Consider the following 19,932-nt stretch of genomic DNA (forward strand, 5'->3'; position numbering starts at 1 on the left):
CATCCCTAGGATCGAAGCTCGGAGTCGATGAACCTGAACAGCTCCTCGGCGGTCGCCGGGACCTCCTCGCCCGCCCCCACGCCCGGTTCCCGCACGCCCGGTTCCCGCACGGCCGGTTCCCGCACGCCCGGTTCCCGCTCGGCCGGGGCGAGCCGGCCGAGCAGGTGGCCGGCGAGAGCGGCCGGGGTCGGATGGTCGAACACGATGGTCGCCGGGAGCCGCAGCCCGGTGGCCTTGCCGAGCCGGTTGCGCAGTTCGACCGCGGTCAGCGAGTCGAAGCCGAGCTCCTTGAAGCTGCGGCCCTCCTCGGCCGCCTCCCCCGGAGCCCGCCCGAGCACCGCCTCCACATACCGGAAGACCGTCTCGGTCATCAGCTCCCCGCGGCGCGCCGGCTCGGTGTCGGCGAGCATCCGCGCCAGCGCGGGCTCGGCGGAGCCGGACCCGCCGGAGCCGTCGGCCTTCGCCGAAAGTGCGCGGCCGCGCACCAGGGACCGCAGCGGCGGGGCCGGGTCGGGGACTCCCGCCAGCCTCGCGAGGTCCAGCCGGACCGCGGCCAGGGTCGGCTCCGGCGCCGCCATCGCCGCGTCCAGCAGTGCCAGGCCGCGTCCCGGTGACAGCGGCAGCAGCCCGGACCGCGCCATCCTGGCCCGGTCGACGGCGGAGAGCGAGCCGGTCATGGTGCTCTCCGACCGCCACAGTCCCCAGGCGATCGAGGTGGCGGGGAGCCCTTCGCGGGTCCTGGCCACGGCGAGGGCGTCGAGGAAGACGTTGGCCGCCGCGTAGGCCGACTGCCCGGCGCTGCCCACGATCCCCGCGGCGGAGGAGAACAGCACGAACGCGGCGAGGTCGAGGTCCCTGGTGAGCTCGTGCAGGTTCCAGGCGCCGTCCACCTTGGGCCGCAGCACCGCGTCGAGCCGTTCCGGGACGAGGTTGGCGAGCGTCGCGTCGTCCAGGACCCCGGCCGCGTGCACCACGGCCGTGAGGGGATGCTCGTCGGGGACCTCCGCGAGCACGCGGGCCAGCGCGCCGGCGTCCGCCACGTCCGCGGCGGCGATCGTCACCTTCACGCCGAGTCCGCCGAGTTCCGCACGGAGCCGTTCGGCGCCCTCCGCGAGGGCGCCCCGCCTGCTCAGCAGCAGCAGGTGCCCGACGCCGTGTTCCCTGGCCAGGTGCAGCGTGACAAGCCTGCCCACACCGCCGGTCGCGCCGGTGACCAGGACCGTGCCGTCGGCACGGATCGGCCCCGGGATCCGGAGGGCCACCTTGCCCACGTGCCGGGCGAGTCCGAGATGGCGGACGGCGTCCGGCGCCCGCCCGGCGTCCCAGGAGGTGACCGGGAGCGGCGTGAGGATCCCGCTCTCGAACAGGTCCGCGAGCTCGGCGAGCATCCGGCCGATCCGGTCCGGCCCCGCCTCGGCCAGGTCGAACGCCCGGTAGTGCACGCCGTGCCGGGCGCGGACCTCCTCGGGGTCTCGTACGTCGGTCTTGCCCATCTCGATGAACCGCCCGCCGGGAGCGAGCAGTTCGAGTGAGGCGTCCACGAACTCGCGGGCGAGCGAGTTCAGCACGATGTCCACGCCGCGCCCGCCGGTCGCCTCCCGCACCGCCCCGGCGAACGCCAGGTCCCGGGAGCCGGCGATCCTGCCGGGGGGCAGTCCGGCCTCTTCGAGCGCGGGCCATTTGGCGGGGCTCGCGGTGCCGAACACGGTCAGCCCCCAGTGGCGCGCCAGCTGGATCGCCGCCCCGCCGACGCCGCCCGCGGCGGAGTGCACCAGGACCCACTCCCCCCTGCGGGCGCCGGACAGGTCGCGCAGGGCGTAGTAGGCGGTGAGGAACACCGCGGGCACGGTCGCCGCCTGGGCGAACGACATGCCCTGCGGGATCGGTACCAGCAGACGGTGGTCGGTGACGGCCTCGGGCCCTATCCCCCCGGAGATGAGACCCATCACCCGGTCGCCGGGACCGATACCGGTCACGTCGGCCCCGACCGCGAGCACCACCCCGGCGCCCTCGGTGCCCAGATCCGCCGCGCCCGGGTACATGCCCAGGGTGAGCATCGCGTCGCGGAAGTTCAGGCCGGCGACGCGGACGGCGACCCTGACCTCTCCCCGGCCCAGTGGCCTGTCCTCGACGGGCCGGTACGCCAGATCGTCGGCCACCCCGCTCTCGGCCGCCTCCAGCCGCCAGTTGCCCGCGCCGGACGGTACCGGGTCGCGCCGGCGTCGCCGGAGCCTGGGCACCAGTGTCCCGCCGCCCCTGATCGCGATCTGCGGCTCGCCGGACGCCACGGCGTCCAGGACCTCCGACAGCGGCGTGGAGACGGTCTCGGTGTCCACGATCACCACCCGGCCGGGCTCCTCGGCCTGCACACCGCGGACCAGCCCCCACACTCCGGCGCCGGCGAGCGCGCCGGCGCGCTCGCCGGGAACCGCCTCCACGGCGCGGCAGGTGCGCACCACGAACAGCGTTTCCGCCAGCCTGTCGTCGGCCAGCCCTCGCCGGAGCGTTTCGAGCACCCGCAGCAGGGCGGCTCGGACCGCCTCCGGTACGGGCCCGGCCTCCTCGCCCGCCGAGACGACGAGCACCTCGGGCGCGGGCTCTCCCGCGTCCAGCGCCGCGAGCACCGCGCCGAGTCGCGGGTGGGCGGTCTCCTCGGCATCCGCGGTCTCCCCGGTGTTTCCGGGAGCGCCGAGGACTCGCACGCGTTCGCGCGGCACACCGGCGCCGGGGCGCACAGGGTCCCAGATGAGTTCGTACAGCAGGTCCTCCGTGCCCGCCGCGGCGAGGTCCGCCGGGTCGGCCGCGCGGAACGTCACCGCCTCGATGCCCGCCACCGGGTCGCCCTCGGCCGTGGTCAGGTCGACCGCGACCGTCTCCTCTCCGGTGCGGCGTACGCGTACCCGTACCTCCGAGGGCGCGGCGGCGTACCGGGTGAGGCCACGCCAGGCGAAGGGCAACCGTACGGCGCCGTCGTCGGGGAACAGGCCCGCGAGCCCGACGGCGTGCAGCGCGGCGTCAAGCAGCGTGGGCGCGACGCGGTACCCGGGCGGGCCCTCCAGGAACACCTCCGCGATGACCTCCTCCCCCGACCGCCACGCCCCGCGCAGGCCGCGGAAGGCCGGGCCGTAGTGATAGCCCCTGGCGGCCAGGTCCTCGTACAGCCCGCCGACGTCGACGGGCACCGCGCCGGGTGGCGGCCACTCGGCACGAACCGGCGGGGCGGCGGGTGCGGGGAGCGGGGCGAGCGAGCCGGCGGCGTACACCGTCCACGGCGCACCCAGCGGGTCACCGGTGTCCGCCGGTCGCGCGTGAACCCCGACGGGGCGCAGACCGTCCCGCTCGGCCGGGCCCACGGTCACCTGGATCTCGACCGCGCCGGAGTCGTCGAGCACCAGCGGGCGCCGGAGGGTCAGCTCGTCCACCCGCGCGACACCGGCCAGCTCCCCCGCGTGGCCCGCCAGTTCGGCGAGGACCGTGCCGGGGACCAGGACCGCGCCGTCCACCACGTGATCGCCCAGCCACGGCTGGTCGTCCAGGGAGAGCCTGCCGAAAAGCAGCAGGCCGTCCTCGGACGCCGCGCGCACGGCCGTGGACAGCAGCGGATGCGTGACCGGCCGCGCGCCCGCGGGGATCCCGGTGGTGGGCACCGGCGCGTCCAGCCAGTACCGGTGCCGGTCGAAGGCGTAGGTCGGCAGGACCGGCACCCGCCCTCGGCGCTCGCCGAGATACCCCGGCCAGTCGACCCGGACCCCGTTCACCCAGGCCTCGGCCACCGAGACCAGCACCCGTGCCATGCCCCCGTCGTCCCTGCGCAGCGTGCCCAGCACGGCGGGCCGTTCCACCCCGGGGAGCGCCTCCAGGATCTCCTGGACTCCCGTCCCGACGACGGGGTGCGGGCTCACCTCGACGAACACCTCGTGCCCCGCCTCGGCCGCCGCCTCCACCGCGGCCTGCAGCAGCACCGGCCGGCGGAGATTGCGGTACCAGTAGCCGGGGCTCCCGAAGCCGGTGCCGTCACCCGGCTCGATCGCCGCGCCGGTGACGGTGGAGAAGACACCGGCGGTGAACGCGCGGCCCGGCGCGGGCGACGGCAGGATCTCCAGCAGTTCGGCTTCGAGCGCCTCGACCTGGGGCGAGTGGGAGGCGTAGTCCACGTCCACCGGCCGCACCCGCACGCCAAGCTCCTCCAGTGCCCGCTCCACGCGGCGCACCGCCCCGGCCTCGCCGGCGACGACGGTCGAGGCCGGTCCGTTGAGCGCGGCGACCGACACCGCGTCCCCTGCGTCCCCTGCGTCCCCCGCATTCCCCGCGTTCCCCGCATTCCCCGCGTTCCCCGCGTTCCCCGCGTTCCCCGTGCTCTCTGTGTTCTCTGAGAGCCCGAGATTCTCGAGGACCGCGTGCACCCGCTCCCGCGAGGCCGCGACCGACAGCATCGCCCCGCCGCCCGCGATCTTGCGGATGGCCCGGCTGCGCAACGCCACCACCGCCGCCGACTCCTCCAGTGACAGCGCGCCCGCGGCGAGCGCGGCGGCGATCTCGCCCTGCGAGTGACCGATGACGGCGGTGGGCCGTACGCCGAAGGACTCCCAGAGCGCGGTGAGCCCGGTCATCACCGCCCACAGGACCGGCTGCACCACGTCCACCCGCCCCAGGCCGACGCCGCCGCGCAGCGCGTCCAGCAGCGACCACCCGGTCACCGGGTCGAGGGCGTCGGCGCATTCGCCCATCCTGCGGGCGAAGACCGGCGACTCGGTGAGCAGCGCGCGGGCCATGCCCTCCCACTGCGCGCCCTGGCCGGGGTAGACAAGGACCGGCAGGCGCGAGTCCCCGGCGTACCCGCTCACCGCCGACGCCGACGGCGCACCGTCCGCGACGGCGGACAACCCCGCCAGCGCCTCCTCGCGATCGCCGGCCACGACGACCGCGCGGTGGCCGAACTCGGCCCTGGTGGTCACCAGGGCGGCCGCGACATCGGCGAGGGCGACCCGCGGATGCCGCTCCAGGTAGGCGCGCAGCCGCCGCGCCTCGCCTCCGAGCGCGCGTGCCGACCTCGCCGACAGGACGAGCGGGACCGGTCCGCCGAAAGGCTCCGGTGCGGGAGCGGCCTCGGGCGCGGGCGGCTCCTCGATGACGACGTGCGCGTTGGTCCCGCTCATGCCGAAGGCGGAGACCCCGAACCGCCGCGGACGCTCCCCGGCGGGCCAGGGGGTGTTCTCGGTGAGCAGCGCGACACCGCCCCGCTCCCAGTCGACGTGGCGCGACGGCCTGTCGACGTGCAGCGTGCGCGGCAGCGTCCCGCGCTCCAGCGCCATGACCATCTTGATGATCCCGCCGACGCCGGCCGCCGCCTGGGTGTGCCCGACGTTGGACTTGAGCGAGCCCAGCATGAGCGGCGGGCGGTCCCCGCGCGCCGCCCCGTACGTGGCGAGCAGCGCCCGCGCCTCCACCGGGTCGCCCAGGGTGGTGCCGGTGCCGTGCGCCTCCACCGCGTCCACGTCGGCCGGTGAGAGGCGCGCGACGCGCAGGGCCTCCTCGATCACCCGTTCCTGGGCGGGGCCGTTGGGCGCGGTGAGCCCGTTGCTGGCGCCGTCCTGGTTCACCGCCGACCCCTTGAGCACGGCCAGCACGGGATGCCCGTTGCGCCGCGCGTCCGACAGTCGTTCCACCAGCAGCAGCCCGACGCCCTCGCTGAAGCCCGTGCCGTCGGCGGCGTCGGCGAACGCGCGGCACCGTCCGTCGGGTGAGAGCCCGCGCTGGCGGCTGAACTCCACGAAGGTCGCGGGTGTGGCCATGAGCGTGGCCCCGCCGACCAGCGCGAGATCGCACTCCCCGTCGCGCAGCCCCCGCTCCGCCAGGTGGAGCGCCACCAGCGAGGACGAGCAGGCCGTGTCCACGGTGATCGCGGGCCCCTGCAGGCCGTAGGTGTAGGCGATCCGGCCCGAGGCCACGCTCCCGGCGCTGCCGGTGCCCAGATACCCTCCGTACTCGCGCGGGTCGTCCTGCGCCCGGCCGCCGTACTCGGTGTAGATCAGGCCGACGTAGACACCGGTCCGGGAGCCGCGCAGGCCGGCCGGGTCGATGCCCGCGCGCTGGAACGCCTCCCACGAGGTCTCCAGCAGCAGCCGCTGCTGCGGATCGGCGGCCTTGGCCTCGCGCGGATTCATCTCGAAGAAGTCCGCGTCGAAGTCGGCGGCCTCGTGGAGGAACCCGCCGTCGCGCGCGTAGGACGTCCCCGGGTTGTCCGGGTCGTCGTCGAACAGGGCGCCCAGGTCCCAGCCCCGGTCGTCGGGAAACGGCCCGACCGCGTCCCCGCCCGATTCCAGCAGCTCCCACAGCTGTTCGGGGGTGCTGACGCCACCCGGGTAGCGGCAGGCCATCGCGACGATCGCGATGGGGTCCTCGGCCTCCCGCCCGCGCCGGGCCACGGCGTGGGACGGGCCCTCCGGCGCGGTACGGCTCAGGTGGCGGGCCAGGGCACGCGGGCTCGGATGGTCGAACACGAGCGTGCTCGGCAGGCGGCGGCCCAGAAGGCCGCTCAGATGGTCCCTGAGCCGCACCCCCGTCATGGAGTCGAGTCCGAGGTCGCGGAAGGGCCGGTCCGGGCGGACGTCCCGGGCGGATTCGTAGCCGAGGATACCGGCGACCGCCCGCCCGACCAGGTCCAGCATCCGCTCCTCCCGCTCGCTCCCGGAAAGCCCCGCCAGTACGTCCACCGGCCCGGCGTCCTCGGGAGCGGCCCGCCCGGCCCCTTCCCGAGAACGTCGCACCGCGCGGTGCGCCCAGGGGACGGAGACGGGAGCGGGGGCCTGCGCCTCGCCGGACCCCTCGGCGGCCGGGCGGACGCGCACCTCCTCGACGCTCAGCACCGTCCGGCCCGTGGCGTCGAACGCGGCGAGCGAGAAGGCGTCAGGCCCGGTCCAGGTCAGGCGGACGCGTACCGGGCCCGTCGCGGCGGCGTACGACCGTACGCCGCTCCAGCTGAACGGCACGACCGCCTCGGGCCGCTCACCCCGGTCGGAGGCAGCGGCCGCCCGGTCGAGGAAGGCCACCTGCGCCATCCCGTCCAGCAGGGCGGGGTGGAGCACGAATCCCTCGCCGCCCTCGCCGCCCGCGCCGGTCCGGCCTCCGTCCCCGTCCGGCGGGGTCACCTCGGCGAACACGTCACCGGCCGAGCGCCAGGCGGCACCCACGCGGCGCAGGCTGGGGCCGTAGCGCACGCCCGCGTCGGCCAGGAGGGCGTAACCGGCGTCCACGTCGACGGGTTCGGCGTCCGCAGGCGGCCACGCCTCCGAGATCCCCGCCCGCGCCACGATGTCGGCGACGTCGGCGTCGCCCGCGCCCAGCGAGCCCGAGGCGTGCAACCTCCACGGCTCCACAGCGCCTCCGGGGTCTCCGGTGTCCCCGCCTCCCGGCCGGGCGTGGATCGTGAACGTCGCACCTGCGCCGCCGTCCTCGGCGTTCACCTCCACCTGGACCTGTACGGGACCGTCCGGCACGTCCACCGGGGCGAGAAGTGCGACGTCGTCCACCCTCGGCAGGCCGAGACGCTCTCCGGCCGCGAGCGCCAGCTCGACCAGCGCGCTCCCGACGAGCACCGGACGCTCTCCGAGCCGGTGCTCGCGGGCCCAGCCGCCAGGCCCGCCGGGCACACCTCCGGTGAACAGCACCGCCCGCCCGTCCGCCGGCTCCACGACCACCTCCAGGAGCGGGTGCCCCGCCCCGGCGGGGCCGGTCGAGAGCGGCGCCCCCTCGGTGCGGGTGTCGAGCCAGAATCGCCGCTCCTGGAACGCGTAGGTGGGCAGGGCGACGCGGCGTCCCAGCGTGGCCGCCCCCCACTCGACGCCGAGACCGGCCGCGAACAGGCTCCCGGCCGAGGTGAGCAGCTGATCCAGCCCGCCGTCGCCGCGACGGAGCGTGGCCAGCGCGTGCGCCTCCACACCGGCCTCGTCGAAGGTGTCGCGCAGCGGAGCCACGAGCACCGGATGGGGGCTGACCTCGAGGAAGCACCGGTGGCCCGCCTCCAGGAGCGCGGTGACGGTCTCGGTCAGGCGAACCGGGCGGCGAAGGTTGTCGTACCAGTACCCGGCACCGAGCGCGCTCGTGTCGATCTCGGCGGCCGTGACCGTGGAGAAGAAACCGACGGCGGACGTCCGCGGGCGGAGACCGGCGAACCGGGCGAGCAGAGGCTCCCGCAGCGGTTCGACGGCCGGTGAATGGGACGCGTAGTCGACGGGGACGAGCCGCGCCCGCACCCCTTCGGCCTCGCAGCGGGCGACGAGGTCGCGCACCGCGCCCGCCTCCCCGGACACCACGGTCGCGTCCGGACCGTTGACCGCGGCGACGACGATCTCGTCGCGGCCGCCGAGCCGGCGACGTACTTCTCCGGCGGGCAGGCCGATCGACGCCATCGCCCCGCTCCCCGCGATGTCCGCGAGGGCGGCGCTGCGCCGGGCCACCAGCGCCGCCGCGTCGGCCAGGTCCAGGGCTCCCGCGACATGGGCGGCGGCGATCTCACCCTGCGAATGTCCCACCACCGCCGCCGGTTCCACCCCGAGGGAACGCCACACCGCGGCGAGCGAGACCATCATCGAGAACAGGGCGGGCTGCACCACGTCGACCCGGCCGAGCAGGGTCTCCTCACCGGAGGACACCACCTCCAGCAGGTCCCAGCCGACGTGCGGCGCCAGTGCCTCGGCGCACCGCCGCATCTCGTCGCCGAACGGTTCTGAGGCGGCGAGGAGATCGCGGGCCATCCCGGCCCACTGCGACCCCTGACCGGGGAACACGAAGACCGGCCGCCCGTTCACCGTCGCCTCGCCCCGCACCGCGCGCCGGGAGGGAAGCCCCTGTTCCACCAGCGCCAGTTCCCCGGCGAGCCGGTCGAGGTCGGTACCGACGGCGACCGCGCGGTGGGACAGGTCGGCGCGCCCGGTGCGGAGGCTGTGGGCGACGTCGGCCGGGGACAGGCCCGGATTCTCCGCCACGTGTGCCCGCAGCCGGCCGATCTGGTCACGCAGCGCCTGCTCGGTGTGCCCGGACACCGTCCACACCACCGGCGCCGGAGCCCCGGTGCCGCCCGTCCGCGAGGACTCCGGCGCCCCGGACCGCTTCTCGGGTGACTTCTCGGGTGACTTCTCCAGGGGCTCCTCCGGGGGCTCCTCCGCGGGCTCCTCGATGACGACGTGCGCGTTCGTGCCGCTGATCCCGAACGAGGAGACCCCGGCCCGGCGCGGGCGGTCCCGCTTCGGCCACGCCCTCGCCCCGGTGAGCGGGGCGAGCCCTCCGGCGTCCCAGTCGACGTGCGGTGACGGCTCGTCGATGTGCAGGCTCGCCGGGAGCACCCCGTGCCGCATCGCCATCGCCATCTTCATCACACCGCCGATGCCCGCCGCGGCCTGGGTGTGCCCGATGTTGGACTTGAGCGAGCCCAGCCACACCGGATCCGTCGCCGGACGTGCCCGGCCGTAGGTCTCCATGAGGGCGCCCGCCTCGATCGGGTCTCCCAGGCCGGTGCCGGTGCCGTGCCCCTCGACGGCGTCCACCTCGGCGGGGTCGAGACCGGCGTCGGCCAGCGCGGCGAGGATCACCCGCCGCTGCGCCACCCCGTTGGGCGCCGACAGCCGGCTGCTCGCGCCGTCGGAGTTGACCGCGCTGCCGCGCAGCACCGCGACGATCGGGTGGCCCCTGCGCCGGGCCTCCGAGAGGCGCTCGACGAGCACCAGACCGACCCCTTCCGCCCAGCCGGTGCCGTCGGCCGAAGCGGCGTACGCCTTGCAGCGGCCGTCTGGCGACAGCCCGCGCTGGCGGCTGAACTCGACGAACGTCGCCGGGGTGGCCATGACCGTGCTCCCGCCCGCGACGGCCATCTCGCAGTCTCCCCGGCGCACCGCCTGCGCCGCGTAGTGCAGCGCCACCAGCGATGACGAGCACGCGGTGTCCACGGTGACCGCGGGTCCCTGCAACCCGAAGGTGTAGGCGACGCGGCCCGAGGCGATGCTTCCCGCGCTTCCCGTGCCGACGAACCCCTCGAAACCCTCGGGTGCGCGGACGTGGCGGGAACCGTAGTCGGAGTACATGACGCCGGCGAACACCCCGATCCGCTCCCCCGACAGGGAGCGCGGGTCCATCCCGGCGCGCTCGAACACCTCCCAGGCGGTCTGCAGGAGCAGCCGCTGCTGCGGGTCGATCGTCAGCGCCTCGCGAGGGCTGACGCCGAACAGCTCGGGGTCGAAGTCGGCGGCGGAGTACAGGAAGCCGCCCTCGGCGGCGTAGCTGGTGCCCTCCCTGTCCGGGTCGGGGTCGATCAGCTTCTCCAGCGGCCAGCCGCGGTCATTCGGGAACGGGCCGATCGCGTCGGTCCCCCCCTCCACCAGTCGCCACAGGTCCTCCGGCGACCGGACGCCGCCGGGGTACCTGCAGGCCATGGAGACGATCGCCAGCGGCTCGCGGGCGGCCCGCTCCAGTCGTTCCAGTGCCGCGCGGGTGCGCATCAGGTCGGCCGTGGTGCGCCGGAGGTACTCGCGGAACCTGTCTTCGTTCGCCATCGGTGAACCGCTCCCCGTGGTCGTCCTCGAAAGTGCCCGAGACGTCGGATCAGTCGCTCAGTTCTCGGTCCAGCAGCCCGAACAGCTCATCATCGGACGCTGAATCCACGCCAAAGAGCGGCTCTCCCGCGCCGTTCACGGCGGTCTCGCCGGTGTCCAGCGCGTTCAGCGCGGCCCGCAGCGCCCGGACCAGGTCGACGCGACGCCGGTGGCCGGGGTCCAGGTCCGAGGCCGAGGAGACCCAGGTGTCCAGCGCCGTGGTGTCGAACGCGGGCCGGGCGAGGGCGCTGCGCTCCAGCAGGTGCTCCAGCAGGTGCTCGGTCAGCGCCCGTACGGTCGGGTGGTCGAACAGCACGGTCGCGGGAAGCCGCTCACCGGCCTCGGCGCCCAGCCGGTCGCGCAGCTCGATCGCCGTCAGCGAGTCGAGACCCAGGTCGAACAGTCCCCGGTCGTCGGGAACCTGCGCCGGTCCCGCGAGCCCGAGCACCTCCGCGACCCGGCCGGCGACCGTGTCGCGCACCACGGCGCGCGACACGGTCTCGTCCATGCCGTGCAGGCGCCGGGCGAGCGGCACGGCCGCCACGGCGGGCCGGGCGGGGACCAGGTCACCGAGCACGTCGGGAAGGTCGTCCTGTCCGCGGGCGAGCGCCGCCCGATCGAACCAGGCGGGTACCACCACGGCCAGGCCGCTCGCCAGCGACCTGTCGAGCAGATCCAGCCCCGCGTCGACGGGCAGCGCGCGGATGCCCAGCCTGTCGAGCCTGGCCCGCGCCGCTCCGTCGAGCCCGGCCGCCATCCCGGTGTCCGATCCGGTCTCCCACAAACCCCAGGCGAGAGACGCGCCCGGCAGGCCCGCCGCCCGCCTGTGGTGGGCGAGCGCGTCCAGGAAGGCGTTCGCCGCCGCGTAGCCCGTCTGCCCGGCGTTGCCCAGCACGCCCGCGACCGAGGAGAACAGCACGAACGCCGTCAGCGGCAGATCCCCGGTGAGGCGGTGCAGGTTCCAGGCCGCGTCCACCTTGGGGCGCAGGACCCGTTCCAGCCGCTCGCCGGTCGTGTTCTCCAGCACCGCGTCGTCGAGCGTGCCGGCTATGTGGAACACGGCACCGAGCGGTCTGTCCTGGTCGACACCGGCGAGCAGTGCCTCGGTGGCCGCCGTGTCCGCGAGGTCGCACGCGGCCGTCCGGATCCGCGCCCGGTCGCCGAGTTCCCCGGCGAGGGCGCGCAGCGCCGGATCGGCGTCGCCGCGCCTGCTGACCAGCAGGAGATGCCGGGCGCCGTACTCGGCGACGAGGTGGCGGACGACCGCGGCGCCGAGCGCGCCGCCGGCGCCGCTCACCAGCACGGTGCCCGTCCCGAGCTCAGGTGGGGTGCCGGGCGAGCCCGTCACCGCGCGCAGGCGCGGCCGGAACGCCTCTCCCCGGCGGATGGCGAGCTCACCGGGCCTGGCCGCCACCGCGTGCGGCAGCAGCGCGGACGACTCCCCGTGCCCGTCGACGTCGACGATGCTGATCCGTCCGGGGTACTCCCTGCGTGCGGCGCGGACCAGGCCCCACAGCGAGGCCTCCGCCAGCCCCGGCAGCCGGTCGTCACCGTCCACCGCGACCGCCCCGCGCGTCACCACCACCAGGTGTGTCCGCTCGGGCAGCGTGAGGATGCTCTCGCGGACCGCCAGAAGGCAGGCGCGGACGGCGGCGGCCGGGTCGTCCTGCTCCGCCTCGTAGGAGACCGTGGCGAACGGCAGGTCCAGGCCGTGCCCGCCGGAGGTCAGCACGATCGTGTCCTCGCCGTGCCCGCCGCCCTCCTCGCCCGCCGGTGCCGTGGCGGCCGGCTGAGCGGGGATCCAGGCGAGCTCGTACGGCCGGGCCGAGACCCCGCCGCGTGACAGGGCACTCTCCTCGACCCTGCGCACCCGGACCTCACCGGCCAACAGCACCGGACGCGCCGCGGCGCCGCCCCTGTCGTCCGCGCCGGCCGCGTTGATCACGTCGAGGGCGAACGTCCCTTCACCGGTGTGCCGGATCCTGACCCGCAGCGGCCCGCGCGGCAGGCCGTGCACGCGCACCTCCCGCCAGGTGTGCGGCACCTGGACGCCTCCCTCCACCTCGCCCGCGTCGGCGATCCACGCGTGCAGGGCGGCGTCGAGCAGCCCCGGGACGAGGTCGCCGCCGGTGTCCACCTCGGCGTAGAGCTCGTCCCCGGTCGTCCACAGTGCGCGCAGGCCCTGGAACGCCGGGCCGTAGTCGTACCCGCGCTCGGCGAAGACCTCGTAGATCCCCGTGACGTCCACCGCGCGTGCCTCGGGCGGGCGGTGACCCGACCAGCCGGGTACGGGGCCGTCACCGTCAAGCACGGCCTCGGCGTGCAGGGTCCACTCGCCGTCGGCCTGTTCCCCGCCGGAGCGCGCGTGCACCCGCACCGTGGCGTCCGCCACCGTGACCCGCAGGTGCACCTCCTCCTCCGTACCGACCGTGACGGGGGCGTGCAGCGTGAGCTCCCGCACCGTCGTCATGCCGTGCCGATCCGCCAGCCATCCCAGCAGATCCACGAGGGCGGTGGCCGGGAGGACCGGCGTACCCGCCAGCGCGTGGTCCGCCAGCCACGGCTGCCGCCGCTGGGAGAGCACTCCCGTGTAGAGGGTCTGTGCTCCGTCCGGCACGGCGATCGAGGCGGTGAGCAGCGGGTGGCCCGGATCCTCGGCGCCGATTCCGGCGGCGGTCCCGTCTTCGGCCGGCGGCAGGAGCCACAGGCGCTCCCGCTTGAAGGGGTAGGTGGGCAGCGGAACGATGACGGCATTTCCGCCGTTTCCGGTGTTCCTGCCGTTTCCGCTGTTCTCGCTGTTTCTGTCGTTCTCGCCGTTTCCGCCGAGCAGCGCCCGCCAGTCCCAGGCGACACCCGCGATGAAGGCCCGCGCCACGAACGACCAGAGCGCGAACCCGTCGTCGTGCCTTCGGTCGAGCACGGAGATCGCCACGACGTCCTCTCCCAGGTCGTGCTGCCGGACCATCGCGGTCAGCGCGGCGTCCGGCCCGACCTCCAGGAAGCGCGCCGCGCCCAGCTCCCGCATCCGGCCGACCGCGTCGGCGAACCGCACGGTCCCGCGTACCTGGGCGGCCCAGTGCGCGGCCGACCCGAGTGTGTCCGCCCCGCTCTCTCGCGCGGTCAGCGTGGACACCACGGTGCGGGTCCCCGGTACGGCGCGCAGGTCGCCGATCTCCTCGCGGAAGGCCGTGAGCATCGGCTCCATGTGCGCGGAGTGGAACGCGTGGCTGACGGTGAGCGACCTGGTGCGGTGCCCGTTCACCGCCAGGACGCCGGCCAGTTCCTCGACGGCTCCGGTGTCGCCCGAGAGCACCACGGAGCCGGGCGCGTTCACCGCCGCGACGTCAACGCGCGCCCCTGTCTCGGCGACGAGCCGTTCCACGGTCGGCAGGTCGGCCTGGACCGCGGTCATCGCGCCTCCTGCGGGGAGTTCCTGCATCAGGCGCCCGCGGGTCGCGACGAGTGCCACCGCGTCGGGCAGGCTCAGCGTGCCACCGACGTGGGCTGCGGTGATCTCGCCGATGGAGTGCCCGGCGAGGAGGTCGGCGGGCAACCCCCACGACTCCAGCAGCCGGAACAGCGCGACCTCCACCGCGAACAGCGCGGCCTGGGTGTACCGGGTCTGGTCGATCGGCCCCGCGGCGATGTCCCCGGACACCACTCCGGCCACGTCCGTGCCGTCCACCCCGCGGAACTCGGCGCAGACCTCGTCGAAGGCCCGCGCGTACGCCGGGAACGAGCCGTACAGCGCGGCTCCCATGCCGACGCGCTGGCTGCCCTGGCCGGTGAACAGCACGGCGGTCCCGCCGCGCGCCGGTGTGCCCGTGAGCACCGCAGGGAAGGCCCCGGGCGGCGTCGCGGTGCCGTCGACGAGGTGGTCGAGGCCGGCGAGCAGCTCGCTCCGGTCGCGGCCGAGCACCACGGCCCGCCGTTCGAACGCGGTCCGCGTCGTCGCCAGGGACAGGGCGACGTCGACGGCCCGCAGACCGGGGGTGGCGAGCACGTGCCGCCTGAGACGGACCGCCTGCTCCCGCAGCCCGGCCGCGTCACGTGCGCTGAGCACCCACGGCACCACCGCCCCGTCGACGGCGCCGTCGGTGGCGCCGTCGCCCGCCGCCACGGGTGTCTCCTCACCCGACTCGAGGACGACGTGGGCGTTGGTGCCGCTGATCCCGAACGACGAGACCGCCGCCCTGCGCGGCCCCGGCGTGTCCGGCCAGGCGACCGGCTCGGCGGGCACGGACACGGTGCCGTCCGACCAGTCGACGTGCTCGGTGAGCCTTCCCCGGTGCAGGGTGGCCGGGACCTGCCCGTGCCGCATGGCGAGCACCATCTTGATGATCCCGGCGACCCCCGCGGCGGCCTGCGTGTGCCCGATGTTCGACTTCACCGAGCCCATGAGCAGCGGGCTCCGGTCCTCGCGGTCGCGACCGTAGGTGTTGAGCACCGCGCCGGCCTCGATCGGGTCGCCGAGCCTGGTTCCCGTGCCGTGCGCCTCCAGCACGTCCACGTCCGCGGGCCGCAGTCCCGCGCTGCGCAGGGCACCGCGGATGACCCGCTCCTGGGAGGGTCCGTTCGGCGCCGTGAGGCCGTTGCTGGCGCCGTCCTGGTTGACCGCGGAACCGCGGACGACGGCCAGCACCCGGTGCCCGTTGCGGCGGGCGTCCGAGAGCCGCTCCAGGACGAGCAGCCCGACGCCCTCACCCCACGCGGTACCGTCCGCGTCGGCCGAGAACGGCTTGCAGCGGCCGTCGGGTGCCAGGCCGCGCTGTCGGCTGAACTCGATGAACGTGGCCGGGCTCGCCATGACGGTCACGCCGCCGGCCAGGGCGAGAGTGCACTCGCCCAACCTGAGCGCCTGAGCCGCCTGGTGGACCGCGACCAGCGACGAGGAGCAGGCGGTGTCCACGGTCACCGCCGGCCCCTCCAGGCCGAGGGTGAAGGAGATGCGGCCGGAGGCGACGCTGCCCGCGCTGCCGCTCACCAGGTATCCCTCCAGATCCCCGGCGGTACCGCGGCGCTGGTGCACCCGCGCGCCGTAGTCGGAGTACATGACGCCGACGAAGACGCCGCTCTGCGTGCCGCGCAGGGCGGCCGGGTCGATCCCCGCGTCCTCCACCGCCTCCCACGCTGTCTGCAGCAGCAGTCGCTGCTGTGGGTCGACGGCGAGTGCCTCGCGCGGGCTGATCCCGAAGAACCCGGGATCGAACTCGGCGGCGTCGCGCAGGAAACCGCCGTGCCGGGTGGAGGAGGTCCCCGAGCGCTCGGGATCGGGGTCGAACAGATCCGGGTCCCAGCCACGGTCGGCGGGGAACTCCGAGATGGCGTCACCCCCCGAGACGAGCAACTCCCACAGCTCTGCCGGGGTACGCACCCCGCCGGGGAACCGGCACGCCATGCCGACGATCGCGATCGCGTCGTCGGCGGCACCGCGCGGCACGGCCGGGTCCTTCGGCTCGTCCCTCGTTCCGGCGCCCGTCACCTCGTCGAGGAAACGGATCAGGGCGACCGGGTTCGGATGGTCGAAGACGATCGTTCCCGGCAGGCGGACACCGAGCTCGCCACTGAGCCGGTCGCGCAGCTCCACCGCCGTCAGGGAGTCGAAACCGAGGTCGCTGAAGGAGCGTTCCGGGTCGACCTCCGCGCCGCCGGCGTGTCCGAGCACCGCCGCGACCGCGTCGAGCACCAGGTGGGAGGTGTCCCGCGCCGGCGTGGCCGACGCGTCCGTCGTGTTCGCTGTGTTCGCTGTGTCCGGTGCCCGCCGGACGGCGACGGGGCCGCGGTGCCGTTCCACCGCCCGAGGGTCGAGGTGCGCCGCGACCACCGCGGCGGCGTCCAGCCGCAGGGCACGGTCGAACAGCGCGATCCCCTCGGCCTCGCCCATCGGCTTGATGCCCGCCCTGCCGAGGCGGGCGACGTCGCGTTCGGTGAGCCCGGCGCCCATGCCGGTGCCGATGTCCCACAGCCCCCAGTGGACGGTCACTCCGTGCCCGCCGGCCAGCCGCCTGCGGTGGGTGATCGCCTCCAGCGCCGCGTTGGCCGCGCAGTATCCGCCCTGCCCCGCGGTGCCGACGACGCCGGCGACCGATCCGAACAGCACGAACGCGTCGAGTTCTGTGCCGCGCGTGGCCTCGTCCAGGTTGCCGGCTGCCACGGCCTTGGCCTCGATCATCCGGCGGAGCGCGTCGGCGGGAAGCCGTTCGACGGCCGCGTCCTCGACGACGCCCGCGGCGTGCACCACACCGGTCAGCGGGGTGTCCGGCGCGGTCAGCAGATCGGCGAGGGCGTCCCGGTCGGACGGGTCGCAGGCCCGGATGGCGACGCGGGCGCCGAGTGCGGCCAGTTCGGCCTCGACGTGGGCGGCGTCGGGGTGTCCCTCGCCGCGACGGCTGACCAGCAGGAGGTTTCTCACGCCGTGCCGGGTGACGAGATGGCGCGCGATCCGGCGGCCGAGCGCGCCGAGGCCGCCGGTGATGAGCACGGTGCCACCCGCGGCGCTGCGCGGCCAGGCCGCTCCGTCCGCCACGGCCCCGGACTCGGTTCCAGGCTCGGGCTCGGATCCGAACTCGGTCATGGTCCTGAGTCCGGAGTAGAGCCCGGCTCCGGCATCGGGCTCGGCTCCCGCTCCGGTCTCGGTCTCGGGCTCGGGCTCGGGCTCGGGCTCGGGCGACAGTCTGGGGACCCGCGGTACGCCGTCACGGAGCGCTGCCTCGGGCAGTTCGGTACCGATCGCCACGAGCAGCGCGGGATCGGCTGCCTCGTCGTCACCGATGTCCAGCAGCGCGAACCTGCCGGGATGCTCGGCCCGTGCCGCCCTTACCAGGCCCCACAACGCGGCGGCCGAGGGGCGCGAGGTCTCGCCGTCGTCGACGGCGAGACCTCGGGTGAGGAAGACCAGAAGTCCGTCCTCCGCCTCGGCCAGCCAACGCCGGACGGCCTGGCGCGCCCTCTCCACCTCGGCGTACGGATCGTCGCCGTCGTCGGTGAGGGCGAGCAGCACGGTGCCGGTGAGCCGCTCGGGGAGAGATCTGTTCACCGTGAGGTCACCAGTCGTGGGCACCGGCGGCGCCACGGCCTCCCAGCGGAGGCGATACAGCCCCGCCGCGGACGGCAGCGGGCGCAGCCGCAGCCGTTCCACGGTCAGCACGGGCTGCCCGTCGTCGCCGGTCAGGTCGATCCGGTAGGTGTCCGGGCCCACCGGGGTCAGATGGGCCCGCACCCTGGTCGCGTGCGCGGCGTGCAGCCGTACCCCGTCCAGGGCGTAGGGGACGCGCCGCGGCCCGTCGATCCCGTGCAGCGAGATCGTGTGCAGGACGGCGTCGAGAAGAGCCGGGTGCAGACCGTACCGGGTGGCCTCGCTCCGGAGCGGCGCGGGAAGCTCCGCCTCGGCGTGGAGATCCGCCCCGTTCAGCCAGGCCGCGCCCAACCCCTGGAACGCCGGCCCGTACTCGTAGCCGTGCCCGGCCAGCAGCCGGTAGGTCGCCTCAAGGCCGCCCTCGTCGAGGCGGGTGCCGGACTCGAAGGGCGTTGCCGCGCGGCCGGGGGTGATCTCCGCGTCGGTGAGCATCGCGGTGACATGGGAGGTCCATTCCGTGCCCGCCGCGCGGCCGCGCACGGTGAGCTCCCCTGCCGGGGACACGCTCACCTGGAGCCGGGTCTCCGCGGCGCCGTCCAACTCCAGCGGCGTGCGCATCACGAAATCGCCCAGCGCGGGGCGGCCGATGCTCGCACCGATCGCCAGAGCCAGCTCGGCCAGTGCCGCGGCCGGGACGAGCAGCCGTCCGTCGACGCGGTGCTCGGCCAGCCACGGTTGTCTGCGCGCGGACAGCGCGCCGGTGAAGAGCCGTGCGCCGTCCGGCAGCTCGGTCGAGGCCGTGAGCAGCGGGTGTGAGGAGGCGTCCAGCCCATAGGTGGCGGGCCGCCCGTCGTCCTCGGCCGGCAGGAGCCAGTAGTGCCGTGTCTCGAACGGGTAGGTGGGCAGGTCCACCAGCCGGCCACCGGCCAGCAACGGACCGAAGTCGACCGGAACCCCCGCCGCGTGCAACGCGCCCAGCGCGGCCCCGAAGGTGGCCGCCTCCGGTCGGCCTGGCCGTAGCAGGGGTACGGCGAGCACCCCGTCGGTGCTCTCCCGCGCCATCGCGGCGAGCGATCCGTCCGGCCCCAGCTCGGCGAACCGGGTCACCCCTGACCGGTGTGCGGCGCGCACCGCGTCGGCGAACCGTACCGCTCCGCGAAGCTGGGCGACCCAGTAGTCCGGCGCCGACATCTCCCCCTCGCCGGCGAGCGTTCCGGTCACCGTCGAGATGACGGGGAGGTGGGGGGTGTGGAAGGAGAGTCCGGACACCACCCGGCGGAACTCGTCGAGGACTCCGTCCATGTGCGCGGAGTGGAAGGCGTGATCGACCTTCAGCCGCGCGGCCTTGTGCCCGGTCTTCTTCCATCGCCCGACCAGGCGGTCGATCTCGTCCGCGTCACCGGACAGCACCACCGCCGCGGGGCCGTTGACCGCGGCGATCTCCACCCTGCCGCCGGAGGTGGCGGCCAGCTCCGCCGCCTCGGCCTCGGTGGCGGAGAAGGCGGCCATCGCGCCGCCCTCCCTGCCGGACTGCATGAGCCTGCCCCGCGCGGTGACCAGCGCGCAGGCGTCGTCCAGGTCCAGGACGCCCGCGACGTGGGCCGCGGCGAGCTCGCCGACGGAGTGGCCGATCAGGAAGTCCGGCCGCAGCCCATGGGACTCGGCCAACCGGTACAGGGCGACTTCCAGGGCGAACAGCACGGGCTGTGCGTACCGGGTCCGCCGCAGCCGGTCCGCGTCGCCGGTGACCAGTTCCCGCAGGCCGAGACGTAGGTGCGGCTCCATCGACGCGGAGATCTCGTCGAACGCCTTCGCGTAGGGTGCGGATGTCTCCAGCAGTTCCGCGCCCATCCCGGTCCGCTGGGTGCCCTGCCCGGAGAAGAGGAACGCGAGGCGCTGGTCGGGAAGTGCGCGTCCTGCCTCGACTCGGGGATGGCGTTCGCCGTCGCGGAGCGCCGCCAGCGCGGCCACCGCGTTCTCCTCGTCGGCGTCGACGACGGCCCGGTGCTCGAACCTGGGGCGCCTGGCGAGGGTGAGGCCGATGTCGCGCAGGCCGGGCGCCGTGCCCGAGGTGAGGACATCGTGCAGTGCCCCGGCCTGCGCCCGCAGCGCCGTCCCGGTCTTCGCCGACAGGACGAGCGGCACCGGGCCTTCATCGTCAGGGAGGTCCTCGGGTTCCGGGTCGTCGGGTGCCTGTTCGAGGATGACATGCGCGTTGGTCCCACTGATCCCGAACGACGACACCCCCGCCCGCCGCACCCCACCCCACTCACG

The 19,932-nt window shown here is 75.1% G+C and carries 2 protein-coding genes; both read right to left on the reverse strand.

Annotated elements, in window-relative coordinates:
• Nucleotides 1-5 precede the first annotated feature (5 nt).
• Nucleotides 6-10,544, reverse strand: coding sequence for an SDR family NAD(P)-dependent oxidoreductase (locus ABT352_RS39235; RefSeq protein ID WP_350950135.1), 10,539 nt, complete (start codon nucleotides 10,542-10,544; stop codon nucleotides 6-8).
• A 49-nt stretch (nucleotides 10,545-10,593) separates the two neighbouring features.
• Nucleotides 10,594-19,917: an SDR family NAD(P)-dependent oxidoreductase gene (locus tag ABT352_RS39240; protein WP_350950136.1), complete on the reverse strand. Its 9,324-nt coding sequence runs from the start codon at nucleotides 19,915-19,917 to the stop codon at nucleotides 10,594-10,596.
• Nucleotides 19,918-19,932 lie beyond the last annotated feature (15 nt).

Origin of the sequence: Streptosporangium sp. NPDC000563 (assembly GCF_040299985.1) — a bacterium.
Taxonomy (GTDB): domain Bacteria; phylum Actinomycetota; class Actinomycetes; order Streptosporangiales; family Streptosporangiaceae; genus Streptosporangium.

Bases quoted from the DNA above. Each gene is read 5' to 3' on its own strand.
- ABT352_RS39235 (WP_350950135.1), bottom strand. From the start codon at position 10,544: ATGGCGAACGAAGACAGGTTCCGCGAGTACCTCCGGCGCACCACGGCC.